The sequence below is a fragment of the Burkholderia sp. 9779_493 genome (genome assembly GCF_015712215.1).
GTDB classification, from domain to species: domain Bacteria; phylum Pseudomonadota; class Gammaproteobacteria; order Burkholderiales; family Burkholderiaceae; genus Burkholderia; species Burkholderia cenocepacia.
Window position 1 is genome coordinate 1 of the sequence record NZ_JACCQA010000024.1, and the last position, 17034, is coordinate 17034.

The 17034-nt window shown below is 68.1% G+C and carries 15 protein-coding genes; 10 read left to right on the plus strand and 5 right to left on the minus strand.

Annotation, left to right across the window (positions count from 1 at the left end; translation table 11 throughout):
* Window positions 1-257: 257 nt before the first annotated feature.
* A complete protein-coding gene (locus H0X95_RS23375) occupies window positions 258-1718 on the plus strand; it encodes a PepSY-associated TM helix domain-containing protein (protein WP_059722330.1) in 1461 nt (486 codons plus the stop codon).
* A 40-nt stretch (window positions 1719-1758) separates the two neighbouring features.
* A complete protein-coding gene (locus tag H0X95_RS23380; RefSeq protein ID WP_059722329.1) occupies window positions 1759-3882 on the plus strand; it encodes a TonB-dependent receptor in 2124 nt (707 codons plus the stop codon).
* Between the two features lie 94 nt (window positions 3883-3976).
* Here H0X95_RS23380 and H0X95_RS23385 read toward each other — a convergent pair whose 3' ends face one another.
* Window positions 3977-5209: an NADH:flavin oxidoreductase/NADH oxidase family protein gene (locus tag H0X95_RS23385; protein ID WP_059722327.1), complete on the minus strand. Its 1233-nt coding sequence runs from the start codon at window positions 5207-5209 to the stop codon at window positions 3977-3979.
* A 77-nt stretch (window positions 5210-5286) separates the two neighbouring features.
* Between H0X95_RS23385 and H0X95_RS23390 the strand changes: the two genes are divergently transcribed.
* The 3 genes from H0X95_RS23390 (at window position 5287) to H0X95_RS23400 (ending at window position 6994) form a co-directional block, all read left to right on the plus strand.
* On the plus strand, window positions 5287-5745 hold the full coding sequence (locus tag H0X95_RS23390; protein WP_059722326.1) for a MerR family transcriptional regulator: 459 nt from the start codon (window positions 5287-5289) through the stop codon (window positions 5743-5745).
* A 100-nt stretch (window positions 5746-5845) separates the two neighbouring features.
* Window positions 5846-6541 carry a hypothetical protein gene (locus H0X95_RS23395; RefSeq protein WP_059722324.1) on the plus strand — a complete coding sequence of 232 codons (696 nt, stop codon included), beginning with the start codon at window positions 5846-5848 and terminating at the stop codon, window positions 6539-6541.
* A gap of 132 nt (window positions 6542-6673) precedes the next feature.
* On the plus strand, window positions 6674-6994 hold the full coding sequence (locus tag H0X95_RS23400) for a DUF1330 domain-containing protein (RefSeq protein ID WP_059722322.1): 321 nt from the start codon (window positions 6674-6676) through the stop codon (window positions 6992-6994).
* Between the two features lie 28 nt (window positions 6995-7022).
* Here H0X95_RS23400 and H0X95_RS23405 read toward each other — a convergent pair whose 3' ends face one another.
* Entirely contained in the window at window positions 7023-7859 is an 837-nt protein-coding gene (locus H0X95_RS23405) for an NAD-dependent epimerase/dehydratase family protein (protein ID WP_006484602.1), read from the minus strand.
* 71 nt (window positions 7860-7930) lie between these two features.
* On the opposite strand from H0X95_RS23405, the gene H0X95_RS23410 reads away from it, so the two are divergent.
* Window positions 7931-9034 (plus strand): LacI family DNA-binding transcriptional regulator, encoded by a 1104-nt coding sequence (locus H0X95_RS23410; protein WP_006484546.1) that lies wholly within the window; start codon window positions 7931-7933, stop codon window positions 9032-9034.
* A 76-nt stretch (window positions 9035-9110) separates the two neighbouring features.
* Here the strand turns inward: H0X95_RS23410 and H0X95_RS23415 are convergent, their stop codons facing one another.
* The gene (locus H0X95_RS23415) at window positions 9111-10403 is read right to left on the minus strand and encodes an MFS transporter (protein WP_034178276.1); all 1293 of its coding nucleotides are present in this window, start codon (window positions 10401-10403) and stop codon (window positions 9111-9113) included.
* 323 nt (window positions 10404-10726) lie between these two features.
* Between H0X95_RS23415 and H0X95_RS23420 the strand changes: the two genes are divergently transcribed.
* The gene (locus tag H0X95_RS23420) at window positions 10727-12196 is read left to right on the plus strand and encodes a DNA-3-methyladenine glycosylase 2 family protein (protein ID WP_059722321.1); all 1470 of its coding nucleotides are present in this window, start codon (window positions 10727-10729) and stop codon (window positions 12194-12196) included.
* Complete coding sequence (locus H0X95_RS23425; RefSeq protein ID WP_006495779.1) at window positions 12193-12726, plus strand: methylated-DNA--[protein]-cysteine S-methyltransferase; 534 nt, start codon at window positions 12193-12195, stop codon at window positions 12724-12726. Before H0X95_RS23420 ends, H0X95_RS23425 begins: the two co-directional genes overlap by 4 nt.
* Before the next feature lie 13 nt (window positions 12727-12739).
* Here H0X95_RS23425 and H0X95_RS23430 read toward each other — a convergent pair whose 3' ends face one another.
* Window positions 12740-13558 carry an AraC family transcriptional regulator gene (locus tag H0X95_RS23430; RefSeq protein WP_059722319.1) on the minus strand — a complete coding sequence of 273 codons (819 nt, stop codon included), beginning with the start codon at window positions 13556-13558 and terminating at the stop codon, window positions 12740-12742.
* Window positions 13559-13635: 77 nt separating this feature from the next.
* On the opposite strand from H0X95_RS23430, the gene panB reads away from it, so the two are divergent.
* The gene (gene panB, locus H0X95_RS23435) at window positions 13636-14490 is read left to right on the plus strand and encodes a 3-methyl-2-oxobutanoate hydroxymethyltransferase (protein WP_048984266.1); all 855 of its coding nucleotides are present in this window, start codon (window positions 13636-13638) and stop codon (window positions 14488-14490) included.
* 29 nt (window positions 14491-14519) lie between these two features.
* Here the strand turns inward: panB and H0X95_RS23440 are convergent, their stop codons facing one another.
* Window positions 14520-15011 carry an Lrp/AsnC family transcriptional regulator gene (locus H0X95_RS23440; protein ID WP_006495781.1) on the minus strand — a complete coding sequence of 164 codons (492 nt, stop codon included), beginning with the start codon at window positions 15009-15011 and terminating at the stop codon, window positions 14520-14522.
* Between the two features lie 156 nt (window positions 15012-15167).
* Here H0X95_RS23440 and glmS point away from each other — a divergent pair, with 156 nt between their 5' ends.
* Window positions 15168-16997 carry a glutamine--fructose-6-phosphate transaminase (isomerizing) gene (gene glmS / locus H0X95_RS23445; protein WP_059722318.1) on the plus strand — a complete coding sequence of 610 codons (1830 nt, stop codon included), beginning with the start codon at window positions 15168-15170 and terminating at the stop codon, window positions 16995-16997.
* The last annotated feature ends 37 nt before the right edge of the window (window positions 16998-17034 follow it).

Here is a 17034-nt window from a genome sequence, read left to right on the forward strand (position 1 = left end):
CCTCGGTTCTGCTGAACGTTCCGCCCCGTGGCGCATGCACGTCGACGTGCACGCGCGTTCACGCCGTTCGTTTCACCCGACCTGATTCACGCGTTCACCCGCCAGCCCGCATCGCGCGGGCGACGCCGCCCTGCGCATCGTCCGCGCAACGTGCCGCGCCGCCTGCCGCGGTGCGGCCTGCACGCGGGTGCGACGCACGTTGACGGCCGCCGGCCCGCGCCGGTCCCGCCGCTCGACGCATACGAGGAGTTCACACCATGTCGACCACCGTCGATCGGGCCGTCGCGCCCGCCCGTTCCGCCAGCGCCGGTTACCGGACGCTCTGGCGCTGGCACTTCTACGCCGGCCTGTTCGTGATGCCGTTTCTCGTGATTCTCGCGATCACGGGCACGCTGTACTGCTTCCAGCCGCAAATCGAGCCGCTGCTGTATCCGCACCGGCTGGTCGTCGAACCGCGCGCGACGCCGCGGCTCGATGCCGACACGCTGCTCGCCCGCGCCCGCACCGCGATGCCGGCCGACGCGACGCCGGTATCCGTGCAGGTCGCCACCGCGCCGGACCGCAGCGCCGAGTATGTTTTTCGGCTGCGCGACGGCAGCCGCGAGAGCGTGTACGTGAACCCGTACGACGGCCGCGTGCTCGGCACGCTGAGCGTCGAGAACCGCTTCATGCAGGTCGACCGGATGCTGCATCGCAAGCTGCTGCTCGGCAAGACCGGCGAGTGGCTGATGGAGCTCGCCGCCTGCTGGACCTTCGTGATGATCGGCACCGGCATCGCGCTGTGGTGGCCGCGCGGCGCGGCACGCGTCGGGCGCGCGCTGCGGCCCGACCTGTCGCTGCGCGGCCGGCCGCTGTGGAAGAGCCTTCATGCGACGGCCGGCATCTGGCTCGCGGCCGGCACGGTCGCGTTCATCCTGACCGGGCTGCCGTGGTCGGGCTCGTGGGGCAAGAACTTCAAGGCGCTCGCCGCGACCGTGAACCTCGGCGCGCCGGAAGGCGCATGGGGCGGCGCGTCGGTACGCTCGACGCGCCCCGGTGCCGCCGCGACGGCCGGGCAGGCGCCTGCGCAGGCCACCGCGCCGTCCGGCCATCACCACGATTCCGGCGAATCGATGCCGGGGATGGTGATGGACGACCTGCCGTTGCCGCAAACGCCGTGGGCGGTCGGCAACGTGCCCGTGCCGCATTCGCCGTCCGCGCCGACGCCCGCGCCGCTGCCGCTGGCCCGCGCGATCGCGATCGTCGCCGGGCTCGGCGTGACGAGCGGCTACACGCTCGCGCTGCCGTCCGGCGCGGACGGCGTGTTCACCGCGTCGTACTTCCCGGCCGACCCGAAGGCCGAACGCACGATCTACGTCGACCAGTACAGCGGCGCGGTCCTGAAGGACATCCGCTATGGCGACTACGGCGCGGTATCGAAAGCGGTGTCGTACGGCACGTCGCTGCACATGGGCCGCTATTTCGGCCTCGCGAACCAGATCATTTGCGCGGTGCTGTCGCTCGGGCTGGCCGCGATGGCCGTCACGGGCACCGTGATGTGGTGGAAGCGCCGCCCGGCCGGGACGCTGGGCGCACCGTCGCGCGAACGCGGCACGCCGCCGATGCGCGGCTGGATCGCCGGGCTCGTGCTGCTCGGCATCGTGTTCCCGCTGATGGGACTGACGATCGTCGCGGTCTGGCTGCTCGACCGGCTGCTGTTCGGCCGCGCCGCGGCGTGATCGACGCAAGCGCTTCCCCCATTCGAAGGAAACCGAAACAATGAAGTTCAAATCGATGCTGCCCGCCGCCGTGCTCGCGGCGCTCTCGCCGGCCGGGCAGGCCCACGCACAGGAACGCGGCGTCGACGGTGCCGGCGCCACGCTCGCGCCGATTCGCGTCGACGCGCAGAAGGCGCCCGCCCTGACGCAACCGCTCGACACCGGCAGCCATCTCGGGCTGTCGCCGCTCGAAACGCCCGCGAGCGTCGAGCAGATCAACCGCGCGACGCTGGACACGCGCGGCGACAACTCGATCATCGACGCCGTGAGCCGCGCCGCCGGCATCAGCGCGTCGCCGCATCCCGGCAACGGCAACTCGGAGCTCGCCGCGCGCGGCTTCGTCGGCGCGTCGTCGGTCACGCAGCTCTACGACGGCATGCGCCCGTACGGCGCGATCGGCGTCACGTTCCCGTTCGACACGTGGTCAGTCGACCACATCGACGTGTTGCGCGGCCCCGCTTCGGTGATCTACGGCGAAGGCGCGATCGGCGGCGTGGTCAACATCGTGCCGAAGAAGCCGACGCGCACGCCGATCCGCAACGAGCTGCAGGTCGGCGGCGGCACCGAAGGCACGGCGCGCGCCGCGTTCGGCAGCGGCGGCGCGATCAACGACAAGCTGTCGTACCGCTTCGACGTCAGCGGCAACCGCTCGTCGAACTGGGTCGATCGCGGCGACTCGCGCAACCTGTCGGTGTCCGGCGCGCTGCGCTACGACGTGACGCCCGACCTGTACGTGACGGCGTCGTATGCGCAGGGCTTCATGCATCCGATGCAGTATTTCGGTGTGCCGCTCGTCGACGGTGCGCGCGATCGCGCGCTCGACAAGAAAAACTACAACGTCGGCGACGCCGACATCGCGTTCCGCGACAGCTGGGCCACCGTCTCGGCGAACTGGCAGCCGAGCGACGCGCTGAACGTGACGAGCACGCTGTACCGGATGAAGAGCAACCGTCACTGGAAGGACGCCGAGTACTACACGTACCTGCCGTCGAGCGCGCAGGTGCGGCGCAGCAGCTACACGGAGATCTTTCACGACCAGGAACAATACGGCAACGTGACGACGGCCACCGTCGGCAGCGCGCTGTTCGGGATGCGCAACACGTTTTCGGCGGGCGTCGAGTTCAACCACACGACGTTCCAGCACGACAACAATTCGCCGTATGCGGGCACGTCGACGGTCGATCCGTTCAACGTCGATCCGGGCAGTTTCATCAACACGGCCGGCACGTTTCCGAAGTACCGCAGCCAGTCGAACCAGTACGCACTGTTCGCGGAGAACCGGCTCGAGATCACGCCGCGCTGGTCGGTGATCGGCGGGCTGCGCTACGACCATGCGAGCGTGAACCGCGACGATCTCGTGAACGGCGGCGCGTTCACGAAGGTATTCGCGAACACGGGCTGGCGCATCGGCACCGTGTACGACGTGCGGCCCGGCCTCGCCGTATACGGCCAGTATTCGGTCGCGGCCGATCCGGTCAGCTCGCTGCTGTCGCTGAATGCGTCGAAGGCCAGCTTCACGCTCGCGACCGGCCGGCAGATCGAGATCGGCGTGAAGCAGTCGTTCCTCGACGGCAAGGCCGAATGGACGCTCGCCGCGTACCGGATCGTGAAGCGTAACCTCCTGACGGCCGACCCGGTGAATCCGAACCAGTCGATCCAGGTCGGCCAGCAGTCGTCGCGCGGGCTGGAGGCGACGGTCGGCGCGGAGATCGCGAAGGACTGGCGCGTCGATGCGAACGTGTCGATCCTGCGCGCGAAATACGACGATTTCCAGCAGTCGTCCGGCGGCGCGACGGTGTCGCGCGCGGGTAACGTGCCGGTGTCGGTGCCGCAACGGCTCGCGAACCTGTGGGTGAGCTGGCGCTTCGCGCCGGACTGGACCGGCATCGCGGGCGTCAAGTACGTGGGCAAGCGGTTCGCCGACACCGCGAACCAGCTCGTGATGCCGTCGTACACGACCGTCGACCTCGGCCTCGCGTGGAAGCCGCGCAAGGACACGACGATCACCGCCCGCGCGTACAACGTCTTCAATCGTCGCTACGTGCAGTCCGCGTATTACAACGAGACGCAGTATCTGCTCGGCAACGACCGGCGGTTCGAGCTGCTGGCGAACTACCGGTTCTGATGCGGCGCGCCGCCGCGCAACGCGTCCGCCGATGCGTGCGCGGCGGCGGGTCGGTCAGCTTCCGGTCTCGCCGCTGCCCGCCCGAAACGGCCCGTCACGCGCGCGGGCCCGCCATCCACTTCCGGTAGCGCCGCGTCTGGCACTGCGCGGCCAGTTGCTGGCGCACCAGCGCGCGCAGCGGCGACACCCGAGGATGCGTGCGACGCCCTTCGCTGAGCCGCGTGAGCTGGAACTTGACGACGGCCATGTTCGCCAGCGCGCCCAGCGCCTTGTTCTTCCAGCGGATCGGCTGCAGCACCGGCGCGCTGTCCTTGCCCGCGCGCCAGTCGCGCGGCAGGTTCGGGTCGATCGACAGCGCGGTCGCGATGCCGACCATCGCGACACCGCTGTTCACCACCTGCTCGGCCACCGCACGGCGCCGGATGCCGCCCGTGACCATCAGCGGCATCCGCGCGACGGCCGTGATGTCGCGCGCGAATTCGAGGAAGTACGCTTCGCGCGCGAGCGTGCGCCCGTCGCGCGCCTCGCCCTGCATCGCCGGCACTTCATAGCTGCCGCCCGACAGTTCGACGAGATCGACGCCGAGCGGATTCAGCAGTTCGACCACCCGCTTCGCGTCGTCCGCGCTGAAGCCGCCGCGCTGGAAATCGGCCGAGTTCAGCTTCACCGCGACAACGAAGGCCGGCGACACCGTCGCGCGCACCGCCTTCACGATATCGAGCAGCAGGCGCGCGCGATTCTCGATGCTGCCGCCCCACTGATCCTGGCGGCGATTGGTCAGCGGCGACAGGAACTGGCTCAGCAGATAGCCGTGCGCCGCGTGCACCTGCACGCCGGTGAAGCCGCTTTGCTCCGCGAGCTGCGCGGCGCGCACGAAGCGCTGCTGCACGTCGGCGATGTCGGCCGCCGTCATCTCCTTCGGCACCGGAAACTGCTTCGACAGCGCGCCGAGCGCGAGCGGCACGGCCGACGGCGCGAGCGTCGTCTGGCCCAGCGCCGCCTGCATCTGGCGCCCCGGGTGATTGATCTGCATCCATACGTGCGCGCCGCCCGAGCGCGCGATCTGCGCCCAGCGGCGGAACCGGTCGAGATGCGCGTCGCTTTCGAGCACGACGCCGTTCGGCCCCGTCATCGCGCGGCCGTCCACCATCACGTTGCCGGTCAGGATCAGGCCGACCCGACCGTCGGCCCACGCCTGGTACAGGCGCAGCAACGCGTCGGACGGCGCGTGGTCCGCATCGGCCATGTTTTCTTCCATCGCGGCCTTGGCCAGACGGTTCGGAATCACCGCCCCGTTGGGCAGTGTGAGCGGCGCAAACAGATTCATGGTGGACACCCTCGATTGACGATGCCCAACGATAACTTTAAAGTCAACTTTAAGGTCAAGCCCTTTTGGAGCCCATCATGAAAATCGGCGAACTGGCGAAGGCGAGCGGCCTCGCGGCGTCGCGCATCCGCTTCTACGAAGCGAGCGGCCTGCTCGAACCGGCCCGCCGCCAGGCGAACGGCTATCGGGAATACGGGCCGGAAGCGTTGACGCGGCTCGCGATCATCGATCGCGCGCAGCGCGCAGGCTTCTCGCTCGACGAGATTCGCGCGGTGCTGCCGCCCGATCTCGGCGCATGGCCGCACGACGAACTGCTGGTCGCGCTGCGGCACAAGGTCGACGAAATCGCGCTGCTCGAACGGCGTCTCGCGCAGAACCGGCAGCACCTCGAGACGCTGATCGACGAAATCGAGAACAAGCCCGAAGGCGAGGATTGCGCGGGCGCCGCGCAGCGGATGCTCGACCGGCTCTGCGAGCAGGCCAGCCAGCCGCTGGAGTCCGTCCCTGTGGTGCGGCCGGCGCGCAAGCGCGCGTGACCGGCTACACTGCGTCACCCATCGATCAACCGGCGCTGCGGCGACACGCGTCGCCGCATGCGCGCCGTCTTCCGCCGAGCACCCTCACGACCGTATCCGCATGACGATCCCCCGTATCAAAGGATTTTTCATCGCCGTACTGCTGACGTTCGGCATCGGCAGTGCCTTCGCGTCGACGTGCGACGACACGCATTCGTCGATCCGTTGCCCGGACACCTCCGATCTGCCGGCCGACATCGTCGCGCAACTGCCCGCCGGTTACGAAGCGCTGGATGCCGCATCGGGGCGCCTGACCGACGGCACGCGCAACGGTTACGTCGTCGTCGCGCATCAGCCCGGCGATTCGATGCAGACGCCGTCGCTGCGTCCGCTGCTGATCTTCCTGCAGGGTCCGAACGGACGCTACCGGCTGGCGGCCCGCAACGACACCGTGATCATGAAAGCCGACGAAGGCGGCATGGGCGACCCGTATCTCGATGGCGTCGCCGAGAACGCACTCACGATCGAGCCTCGCATGTTCACCGTCGAACAGGGCGTATTCGCAGGCCATAACCACTGGCGCGACCGCGTGACGTTTCGCTATGACGTCGCGCATCGCACGTGGCTGTTCCATCGCGAAGTGTTCCGGAACTGGCGATTCAACTACGAGCAGGACGGCGATGCGCTGAAGGCCGACCCGGTACGCGTCACGCGTGCGAATGCGGCAAAGGCCGTTTCGTTCGAAGCGTGGCGGCCGAGTTACTGGTGCGATTCCGCCGAGCGGCGCAACAACGATCCGGCTTGCCGCAAGCATTGACGGCGGCCGGCCGGCGGCGAGGCGGGCGCGGCTGCGAGGATTTGCTTACGTCGCAGGTAATCGACGCGCGCCGTCCGCGCCGCGATCATGGCTCCATCGACTCTCGAACCGCATCACGCCAAGGAGCCCGCCATGACCGCCTACGCCATCGCCCACCTGCATGACGTCGACATGTGCGACGACATCGTCGAATACCTCGAACGGATCGACGGCACCCTCGCGCCGTACGACGGCCATTTCGTGATTCACGGCGCACGCCCGGAAGTGCGCGAAGGCGAATGGCGCGGCGACCTGATCGCGATCGCGTTTCCCGATCTCGGCACGGCGCGCGCATGGTACGAATCGGATGCGTACCGGCAGATCCAGCCGCTGCGCGCGCGACACGCGAGCGGCCCGCTGATCCTGATCGACGGTGTCGACGAACGGCACAAGGCGACCGACATCCTGCGCTGAATCATGACGCCGGCGATGCCGGCACCGCTTACGACGCCTTCCGCTCCATCGGCTCGCCGACGACGAATCCACCGCCCTGGAACCGCTGTGCGGGATCGTCGTACTCGGCGGTCGGCGCCGTCACCGGGAACAACCCGGCGAACTGTTCGGAGCTGTCGCGCGGACGGAAGCCGAGGAAACCGACCTTCGTGTTGTCCCACCACTTCACCGGGTTGTCCGACGCGCCGTAGACGATCGCGTGCCCGACGCGGTTCGTCAGCAGCGAGCAGCGCACGAGCTCGATGAAATCGCGATAGCTGAGGAACGTGACGAGCATCCGCGGATTCTTCGGCACCTCGAACGACGAGCCGATCCGCAGACATACGGTTTCGATCCCGAAGCGGTCGAAGTAATACCGCGACAGCGATTCGCCGAAGCACTTCGTCACGCCGTACAGGCTGTCGGGGCGCAGCGGCGCATCGGCGTCGAGCACTTCCGTGACCGGATGGAAACCGATCGCATGGTTCGAGCTCGCGAACACGACGCGCTTCACGCCGTGCTTGCGCGCGGCTTCGTACAGGTTGTACGTGCCGGTGATGTTTGCGCCGACCAGATCGTCGAACGGCGCATCGACCGAAATGCCGCCGAGGTGGACGATCGCGTCCACGCCGTCGACGAGCTGCATCACGGCCGGCCGGTCGGCCAGGTCGACCACGCGGATTTCTTCATGCGCGGCCGCGTCGTCCAGCGCCGCGATGTCGCTGACGCGCACGACGTCGGCCCAGTCGGCGAGCGCGCCGCGCAACTGGCGGCCGAGGTTGCCGGCCGCGCCCGTCAGCAGCAGGCGGCCGAACGGTTTGCGCGCGGCGGTGGATGAGGCGTTCATCGAATCTCCTTGGATCTGACCTGAAGCGGAAAACGTTTTCCAACTATACGCGGACGCGCCGTCGAACGTCAATGGTCGAACCCGTTCGCAGCCATCCGCACTTTCCCGATATCGACGGCTGGCCGCGCGCCGGCTTTTTCTGCCACAATCCGGCGTTATCGAACGAAAACGTTACCCTTCCGATGAAAAAAGTTTCCCCGACGATCCGCGACGTGGCCGCGGAAGCCGGCGTGTCGGTCGCGACGGTATCGAAGTACGTGAACGGCACGCAGCGCTTCTCGCCGACCGTCGAGGCCCGGCTCAAGGAAGCCATCGAGCGGCTCGGCTACCGTTCGAACCCGCTCGCGCGTTCGATGATCACCGGCCGCACGCGCACGATCGGCCTCGTGATCCTCGACATCAGCAACCCGCACTTCACGAACGTGGTGAAAGGCGCGAACCGCGTCGCGCTGCAGCACGACTACACGCTGCTGCTCGTCGATACCGAGGAGAGCCAGGCGCGCGAACGCTCGCTGATCGAGGCGCTCGCGCAGCGCGTCGACGGGCTGATCGTCAGCACGCGGATGCCCGACGAGGAAGCCGGCTGGATGCTCGACCTCAACAAGCCGCTCGTGCTGCTGCGTCGCAGCCCGGGCCTGCCGATTCCGAGCGTCGGCATCGACAACCGGCTGTCGACGTACATGCTCGCGCGCCATCTGCTCAACCTCGGCCACACGCGCATCGCGTATCTCGGCTTCGGCACCGCACGCGTGAACGACGAACGGATCCAGGGCGCGCGCGACTGCCTCGCCGAAGCGGGGCTCACGCTGGACGTGCACGACGCGCATGCGCCGACCGCCGAAGCCGGCGAGCGCGCGTGCTCGCGCGTGATGCTCGGGCCGCAGCGCCCGCAGGCCGTGATCTGCTACAACGACCTGATCGCGCTCGGCTTCATGAAGGAAGCCGCGTCGCTCGGCTTCCGGCTGCCGCAGGACGTGTCCGTCGCCGGCGTCGACAACGTGCCGTATGGCGAATACGCGGCGCCCGCGCTGACGACCGTCGACATCCAGAGCGAGAACATGGGCGAGCTCGCGATGCAGAAGCTGATCGACGCGCTCGCGGGGCGCACCGACGCGAGCTACTCGACGTTCGAGCCGCGGCTGATCATGCGCGCGTCGACGGCCCCGGCCGGCTGACGCGTTCGCGGCACCCGGCTTCCCCGCCCACAAAAAACGCCGCCCGAGGGCGGCGTTTTCGCTTGCCGATACGCGATCACGCGTCGAGCTTCGCGGGCTTCATCTTCGGCGTGAGCCCGTGCATCACGGCCAGCGCGATCAGGTAGGCCGATGCGCCGATCGCGAACAGCACCCAGTAGTGGCCGGTGCGCTGCAGCACCTGGCCGATCACTTCCGAGAACAGCACGCCGCCGATCGAGCCGGCCATCCCGCCGATGCCGACCACCGACGCGACCGCGCGGCGCGGGAACAGGTCGGACGCCGTCGTGAACAGGTTCGCCGACCAGCCCTGGTGCGCGGCGGCGGCAAGGCCGACGATCAGCACCGCGACCCACAGGCTCTGCACCTGCGACACGAACGCGATCGGCAGCACGCAGCATGCGCAGATCAGCATCGCCGTCTTGCGCGCACGGTTCACGCTCCAGCCGGCGCGCAGCAGCATCGACGACAGCCAGCCGCCGCCGATGCTGCCGACCGTCGTCAGCGCATAGATGCAGACGAGCGGCAAGCCGATGTGCTGCATGTCCATCCCGCGCGACTCGTTGAGCCACTTCGGCAGCCAGAACAGGTAGAACCACCACACCGGATCGGTCAGGAACTTGCCGACCAGGAACGCCCACGTCTCGCGCTTGCGGATCAGCTCGCCCCAGCGCGGCGCGCCGGCGTCCGCGTTCGCCGCGTCGAGCGCTTCGGCTTCGTCGCGCGGCTCGTCGTATTCCGCGGCGAGCGCGCGCGTGTCGGCGGTGCGATACATCGCGAGCCATACGGCGAGCCATACGATACCGATCGCGCCGATGATCACGAACGCCGCGCGCCAGCCGTAGGCCACCGCGATCGCCGGGATGATCGCCGGCGCGAACACCGCGCCGATGTTCGCGCCCGAGTTGAAGATGCCCGTGGCGAGCGCGCGTTCGCGACGCGGAAACCATTCGGCCGTGGTCTTGATCGCGGCCGGGAAGTTGCCGCCCTCGCCGATGCCGAGCAGCGCGCGCACGAATGCGAAGCCCGTCACCGAGCCGACCGCCGCATGCAGCATCGCGGCGATGCTCCATACCAGCATCGCCACCGCGTACGACACGCGCGTGCCGAGCCAGTCGACGATGCGCCCGAAGCCGAGCAGGCCCAGCGCATAGAACGCCGAAAACGCCATCACGATGCGGCCGTACTGCACCTGGCTCCAGCCGATGTCGTGCTGGAGCATCGGCGCGAGCAGGCCGAGGATCTGCCGATCCATATAGTTGATCACGGTCGCGAAAAACAGCAGCGCACAGACGGTCCAGCGATAACGGCTGGCGGCCGCGCGCACGGCGCCGACGACGGCAGAGGGCATGAATGTCTCCGATGCACGGTCGCGCCCGTCGCGCCGCACGAAGTTCGTTGACCGGCGACCGGCGCCGGGGCGAACGGCGGTGCGCTGCGGCGCACGGCCCGTTTCGCCGCTCCATCTGGAAAACGTTTTTCAAAGGATAGGACGGGTGCCGGCGCCGTGTCAGTCGGGGATTTCGATGAGTCATCTCAAATTCGGCACGGCAAAAGAGACGACTGTTTCGCAGATTGGTATTAACCGTTTTTCCCCTGATTTTCCCGCTGCGGACCGACGGGCGCGCGGCCGCCAGGACACATGTCCGATTCCAGCCAGAATCGACCGCGAGGATGGTTTACAGTCGCCCCATGCGCCTCGATCCCGACACCTGCTACGACGCCCTGCTTTCGCGGAACCGCCGCTTCGACGGCTGGTTCTTCGTCGGCGTCGCGACGACCGGCGTGTACTGCCGCCCGGTCTGCCCGGTGAAGCCGCCGAAAGCGCAAAACTGCAGCTACTACCCGACCGCCGCGGCCGCCGAGAAAGCCGGCTTCCGGCCCTGCATGCGCTGCCGCCCCGAGCTCGCGCCCGGCCACGGGCTGCTCGACCTGTCCGGCAATCTCGCCGACGCGGCCGCGACGCTGATCGACGACGGTTTCCTGAACGCGCATTCCGTCGCGGCGCTCGCACGGCGCGTCGGCGTGACCGAACGCCATCTGCGGCGGATCTTCGGCGCGCAATTCGGCGTGTCGCCGGTCGAGTTCGCGCAGACGCAGCGGCTGCTGATGGCCAAGCGGCTGCTGACCGATACCGCGCTGCCGGTGGCCGTCGTCGCGTCGACGGCCGGGTTCGGCAGCGTACGGCGCTTCAACGACCTGTTCCGCCAGCGCTATGGCCTCAATCCGCTGCGGCTGCGCAAAGGAGCCGGCGCGTCGGCCGACGGCGACATGACCTTCCCGCTGCCGTACCGGCCGCCGTTCGCGTGGGCCGACCTGATGCGCTTTCTCGCACAGCGGCAGATCGACGGCGTCGAGCGGATCGACGCGCGCGGTTATACACGCATCGTCGAACTGCCGAACCGGAACGACGGCGGACGCGTGGCCGGCTGGCTGTCCGTCGCGCACGTGCCGCAGCGCTTCGCGCTCGCCGTCACCGTGTCGCCCGCGCTGACGCCGGTCGTGCCGGCCGTGCTCGCGCGCGTGCGCCGGCTGTTCGATCTCGACAGCCGCCCCGACGTGATCGATGCGCATCTCGGCGATCTCGCGAACGGTTCGCCGGGCCTGCGCGTGCCCGGCGCGTTCGATGGCCTCGAGATGGCGATCCGTGCCATCGCGGGCGAGCAGCTTGCGGCGGCGCAGGCCGATACGCCGCTGCTCGCACGGATCGCGGCACGCTTCGGCAATCCGGTCGATGGCGCGCCGCCGGGCCTCGCGCATGCGCTGCCCTGCGCCGCGACGCTGGCGGCGCTACCGCCTTCGGTCCTCGAAACGATCGGCATCGAGCGCGACACGGCGCACGCGATCGTGTCGCTCGCCCGCGCGGTCGGCGACGGCACGCTCGCGCTCGAACCGATGGCGCCGCTCGACGCAACGCTCGCCGCGCTGCGCGCGCTGCCCGGCTTCGACGAACGCGCGGTGCAGTACGTCGCGATGCGCGCGATGGCGTGGCCGAATGCGTTCCCCGCCGACGACGCGTGGCTGCCCGGCCGCACCGAGCGCACGCGCGTATCATCATCGGCGCCGCATGCGGCACGCTGGGCGCCGTGGCGCGCGTATGCCGCGCTGCACGTGTGGCGCCTTCATGGAGAGCGGTTGCGATGACGCCCGCTCATCTGATTCCGAGCCCGCTGGGCGACATCGCCGTGCGCATCGAGGACGATGCGCTGACCGGCCTGTACTTCGTCGGCCAGAAATACTTCCCGTCGCTGGCGATCGTGCGCGAAGCGGATGCGCTCGCCACATCGCCCATCGCACGCCAGGTCGCGGAAGAAATCGCCGAATACTTCACCGGCGCGCGCGACACGTTCTCGGTGCCGATCCACCTGCGCGGCACCGCGTTTCAGCGGCGGGTATGGCAGGAACTGCTGGCGATTCCGTTCGGCGAACTCGTGTCGTACGGCGACATCACCGAGCGCGTCGGGCTGCCGATGAGCGGCGCGCGCGCCGTGGGCGGTGCGGTCGGCCGCAATCCGGTGTCGATCATCGTGCCGTGTCACCGCGTGGTCGGCGCATCGGGCAGCCTGACCGGCTATGCAGGCGGCATCGATCGCAAACGTGCGCTGCTGTCGCTCGAAGGCGCAGAACTTGCACGCGGTGTGCATCATCCGATGCAGCACGCGCTCGCGTTCTGATCGGCGGAACGCATCACGCGCTCAACACCGGCCGGCGCGCTTCACGCTTCGCATACGCGCCGGGCGTCACGCGGAATTTCGCGTGGAACAGCGCGATGAACGACGACGTCGAGTCGTAACCCAGTTGCGTGGCCACCGTGCCGATCGGCGCGCCCGCATCGAGCAGCGGCAGCGATGCGAGCAGCCGCACGGCCTGCCGCCATTCGGTAAACGACAGCCCCGTGTCCTGCCGGAACAGCCGCGACAGCGTGCGCCGCGTCGCGCCGACCTGATGCCCCCATTCGTCGAGACTGCGCGTGTCGCCCGGCGCCGCGTGCAACGCGCGCGCGATTTTCAGCAGGCGCGGATCGCGCGGCAGCGGCACCGTGAGCGGCGCCGGCTGCATGCGCGCGATCCGGTCCGCGATCAGGCACACGAGCGCACCGTCCGGCCCCGCCTCGTCGTAATTCACCGGCAACTCGCCGGTCGCGATCATCAGTTCGCGCAGCAGCGGCGTCATGCAGAGGATCGTGCAATCGTCGTTCACGTCGCGGCGCGCGATGGCTTCGTCGAGATACAGGCTGTGAAACGCGACGCAATCGCGCGTCGACACCGCGTGCGGCACGTGCGGCGGAATCCACATCGCGTAGTGCGGCGGCAGCAGTTGCCGGCCCGACGGCGTCGTCACCTCGAGCACGCCGCTCGTCGCATACATCAGCTGGGCCCACGGATGACTGTGCGCATCGACGCTCGCGTTGCCGGGAATGCCGAACGCCCGCACGTACAGCGGCCGCGGCAGGCGCGCCATCGGCGGCACCGCGTAAGGGTCGCCGGGTTGTCCCGCCAGCAACATAAGACGTCCTCCGAAGGTCATTGCACGAACGAGCGCGATGCTACCGTGGCGGCTCCTTTTTCACACGGCTTCCGCTCATGAGCGCTCATACCCGCATCACCCGCAAGACCGTCACCGCGATCCGCTCGACCAAAGGCATCGGCAGCCTCGTGTCGCTGACCGCGTATTCCGCGCCGATGGCGAAACTCGTCGACGACGTGGCCGACGTGATCATCGTCGGCGACTCCGTCGGCATGGTGCTGTACGGGATGCCCGATACGCTGCGCGTCACGCTCGACATGATGATTGCACACGGGGCCGCCGTCGTGCGCGGCGCCGCGCAGGCGTGCGTCGTCGTCGACCTGCCGTTCTCCACGTTCCAGGAATCGCCCGCGCAGGCGTATCGCTCCGCCGCGCGGCTGCTCGCCGAAACCGGCGCGCAGGCCGTAAAGCTCGAAGGCGGCTGCGAGATGACCGACACGATCCGCTTCCTGACCGATCGCGGCATTCCGGTGATGGCGCATGTCGGCCTCATGCCGCAGCAGGCCAACGCGACGGGCGGCTTCCGTGCGCAGGGCATGGACCCGCGTTCGGCCGCGCAGGTGTTCGACGCCGCGTGCGCGGCCGAGCGGGCCGGCGCGTTCGGCGTCGTCATCGAAGGCACCGCCGAAGCGCTCGCGCGCCATCTGACCGAAACGCTGACGATCCCGACGATCGGCATCGGCGCATCGCCAGCGTGCGACGGGCAGGTGCTCGTGACCGAGGACATGATCGGCGCGTTCGATGCGTACACGCCGCGCTTCGTGAAGCGTTACGCGGATGCGAACGCGGTGATGCGCGACGCGATCCGCCAGTACGCGCACGACGTGCGGCAGCGCGTGTTTCCCGAGCCCGCGCATTGCTTCGGATACGGCAAGCCGCTGCAACTGGCGGGCGCGGCCCCGGCTGCGTGAGGCGGGACGAACGACGCGGTTACCGCACGCTAGGTGCGCTGGCGCATCGCATGCGCGACCCGCGCGTTCGCTTCGAATTTCGCGCGATGCGTCGAGAAAAACGTCCGCACGTTGCGGACGTTCGATGCGCCGGTGAACAGCCGCCGCGCGAATTCGTCGTATTCGGCGACGTCGGCCAGATCGGCGATCACGACGAAATCGGGCCCCGGCGACACGCGATAGCACTGCGTGACGGCCGGCTCCGCGCACACGTACGCTTCGAACGCGTCGTAGTCTTCGGCCGTCTGCCGGTCGAGGCTGATCTCGATCAACGCGGTGACCGCCGTGCCGATCGCGACCGGGTCGAGCACCGCGACCTGCCGGCGGATCACGCCGGCCTCCGTCAGCCGCCGCACGCGACGCATACAGGTGGGCGGCGACGACAGCGCGCGCTCGGCGAGTTGCAGGTTCGATACCGATGCATCGTCCTGCAGGATCGCGAGGATGCGCAGGTCGAGATCGTCGAGGGTGATGCCGGCCATCGGCCACTCCTTCCCGTCAGAGATTGAAATTTAATTTCAACATGATAGACGATCCACCATTCGTTTCATTGTTCGTTATTTTTTGAAATTTAATTCCATTTAGGTGGTTCTACCATCGCTCTCACTGATCCAGACAGGACATTTACGGAGCGCGATATGTGTGGAATTGTCGGGGCGGTTGCCCAGCGGGACATCCTGCCGAACCTCGTCGACGGCCTGAAGCGGCTCGAATACCGCGGCTACGATTCGTGCGGCGTCGTGGTCTACCGCGACCGGGCGCTGGCGCGCGCCCGCAGCGTCGATCGCGTCGCGAACCTGCAGCGCGAGATCGCCGAGCTGGCGTTGTCCGGTTACACGGGCATCGCGCATACGCGCTGGGCCACGCATGGCGCGCCCGTCACGCTCAACGCGCATCCGCACTTCTCGCCGAGCGACGCGAATGCGCGCATCGCGCTGTCGCACAACGGGATCATCGAAAACTGCGATCAACTGCGCGCGGAATTGCAGGCGCACGGCTATGTGTTCGCGAGCCAGACCGACAGCGAGGCGATCGCGCACCTGATCGACCACCTGTACGACGGCGACCTGTTCGACGCGGTACGGCGCGCGGTCGCGCGACTGCGCGGCAGCTATGCGATCGCGGTGATGTGCCGCGACGAGCCGCACCGGATCGTCGGCGCGCGCGACGGGATGCCGCTCGTCGTCGGGGTCGGCGAAGGCGAGAATTTTCTGGCGTCCGACGCGATTGCGCTGTCGGGCATCACCGATCGCATTGCCTACCTGGAGAACGGCGACGTCGCCGACATTCAGTTGCATCGCTACTGGATCGTCGACGCGGCCGGCCAGCGCGTCGAGCGCACGGTGCAACGCGTCGCCGCGCATAGCGGCGCGGCCGATCTCGGATCGTATCGCTACTACATGCAGAAGGAGATCTTCGAGCAGCCGCAGGCCGTGGCCGATACGCTGCTCGACGTTTCGTCGATCATGCCCGAGCTGTTCGGCGACGGCGCGTGGCGTGTGTTCAACGACGTCGATTCGGTGCTGCTGCTCGCGTGCGGCGGCAGCTATCACGCGGCGCTGACCGCGAAGTACTGGATCGAAAGCATCGCGAAGCTGCCGGCGAGCGTCGAGATTGCCAGCGAGTTTCGTTATCGCGACAGTGTGCCGAATCCGCGCACGCTGGTGGTTGCGGTATCGCAGAGCGGCGAGACGGCCGATGTGCTCGGCGCCGTGCATGTCGCGAAACGCAGCGGGATGATGCATACGCTCGCGATCTGCAACGTGGCGACGAGTGCGCTGATGCGCGAATGCGCGCTGCAGTTCGTGACGCGTGCGGGGGTGGAGATCGGTGTGGCTTCGACGAAGGCGTTTACGACGCAACTCGTTGCGCTGTTCCTGCTGACGTTGTCACTGGCGCAGGTGCGCGGGCGGTTGAGCGACGATGCGGAAAAGGAGCATCTGCGGGCGCTGCGGCATCTGCCCGATGCGATGTCGAAGGTGCTCGCGCTGGAGCCGCAGATCATGGCGTGGTCGGAGTTGCTCGCGCGGCGCGACAACATGCTGTTTCTCGGGCGCGGGATGCATTACCCGATCGCGTTGGAAGGCGCGCTGAAGATGAAGGAGATTTCCTATATTCATGCGGAGGCTTATCCGGCCGGGGAGTTGAAGCATGGGCCGCTCGCGCTCGTGAGTAATGAAATGCCGGTGATTGCGGTTGCGCCGAACGACGTGCTGCTCGAGAAGCTCAGGTCGAACATGCATGAGGTCAGTGCGCGGAATGGACGGCTTTTTGTGTTTGCGGATGTGGACTGTGGGTTGGTGCCAAGTGAAGGGATCGAGGTGATTCGGCTGAACGAGTATTACGGGCCGTTGTCGCCGATCTTGCATACGGTGCCGATGCAACTGCTCGCGTATCACGCTGCGCTGGCGCGGGGGACGGATATTGATAAGCCGAGGAATTTGGCGAAGTCGGTGACGGTGGAGTGAGGGGGCGAGTTCTCCCCCTCGTCGGCTGATACAGCGA

What these genes read in the sequence shown, in the direction of transcription:
- H0X95_RS23415 (WP_034178276.1), bottom strand. Translation starts at nt 10,403, where the DNA reads ATGCCCTCTGCCGTCGTCGGCGCCGTGCGCGCGGCCGCCAGCCGTTAT.
- H0X95_RS23390 (WP_059722326.1), top strand. Translation starts at nt 5,287, where the DNA reads ATGAAAATCGGCGAACTGGCGAAGGCGAGCGGCCTCGCGGCGTCGCGC.
- H0X95_RS23440 (WP_006495781.1), bottom strand. Translation starts at nt 15,011, where the DNA reads ATGGCCGGCATCACCCTCGACGATCTCGACCTGCGCATCCTCGCGATC.
- H0X95_RS23420 (WP_059722321.1), top strand. Translation starts at nt 10,727, where the DNA reads ATGGTTTACAGTCGCCCCATGCGCCTCGATCCCGACACCTGCTACGAC.
- H0X95_RS23410 (WP_006484546.1), top strand. Translation starts at nt 7,931, where the DNA reads ATGGTCGAACCCGTTCGCAGCCATCCGCACTTTCCCGATATCGACGGC.
- H0X95_RS23405 (WP_006484602.1), bottom strand. Translation starts at nt 7,859, where the DNA reads ATGAACGCCTCATCCACCGCCGCGCGCAAACCGTTCGGCCGCCTGCTG.
- H0X95_RS23385 (WP_059722327.1), bottom strand. Translation starts at nt 5,209, where the DNA reads ATGAATCTGTTTGCGCCGCTCACACTGCCCAACGGGGCGGTGATTCCG.
- H0X95_RS23400 (WP_059722322.1), top strand. Translation starts at nt 6,674, where the DNA reads ATGACCGCCTACGCCATCGCCCACCTGCATGACGTCGACATGTGCGAC.
- H0X95_RS23430 (WP_059722319.1), bottom strand. Translation starts at nt 13,558, where the DNA reads ATGTTGCTGGCGGGACAACCCGGCGACCCTTACGCGGTGCCGCCGATG.
- H0X95_RS23425 (WP_006495779.1), top strand. Translation starts at nt 12,193, where the DNA reads ATGACGCCCGCTCATCTGATTCCGAGCCCGCTGGGCGACATCGCCGTG.
- panB (WP_048984266.1), top strand. Translation starts at nt 13,636, where the DNA reads ATGAGCGCTCATACCCGCATCACCCGCAAGACCGTCACCGCGATCCGC.
- H0X95_RS23380 (WP_059722329.1), top strand. Translation starts at nt 1,759, where the DNA reads ATGAAGTTCAAATCGATGCTGCCCGCCGCCGTGCTCGCGGCGCTCTCG.
- glmS (WP_059722318.1), top strand. Translation starts at nt 15,168, where the DNA reads ATGTGTGGAATTGTCGGGGCGGTTGCCCAGCGGGACATCCTGCCGAAC.
- H0X95_RS23375 (WP_059722330.1), top strand. Translation starts at nt 258, where the DNA reads ATGTCGACCACCGTCGATCGGGCCGTCGCGCCCGCCCGTTCCGCCAGC.
- H0X95_RS23395 (WP_059722324.1), top strand. Translation starts at nt 5,846, where the DNA reads ATGACGATCCCCCGTATCAAAGGATTTTTCATCGCCGTACTGCTGACG.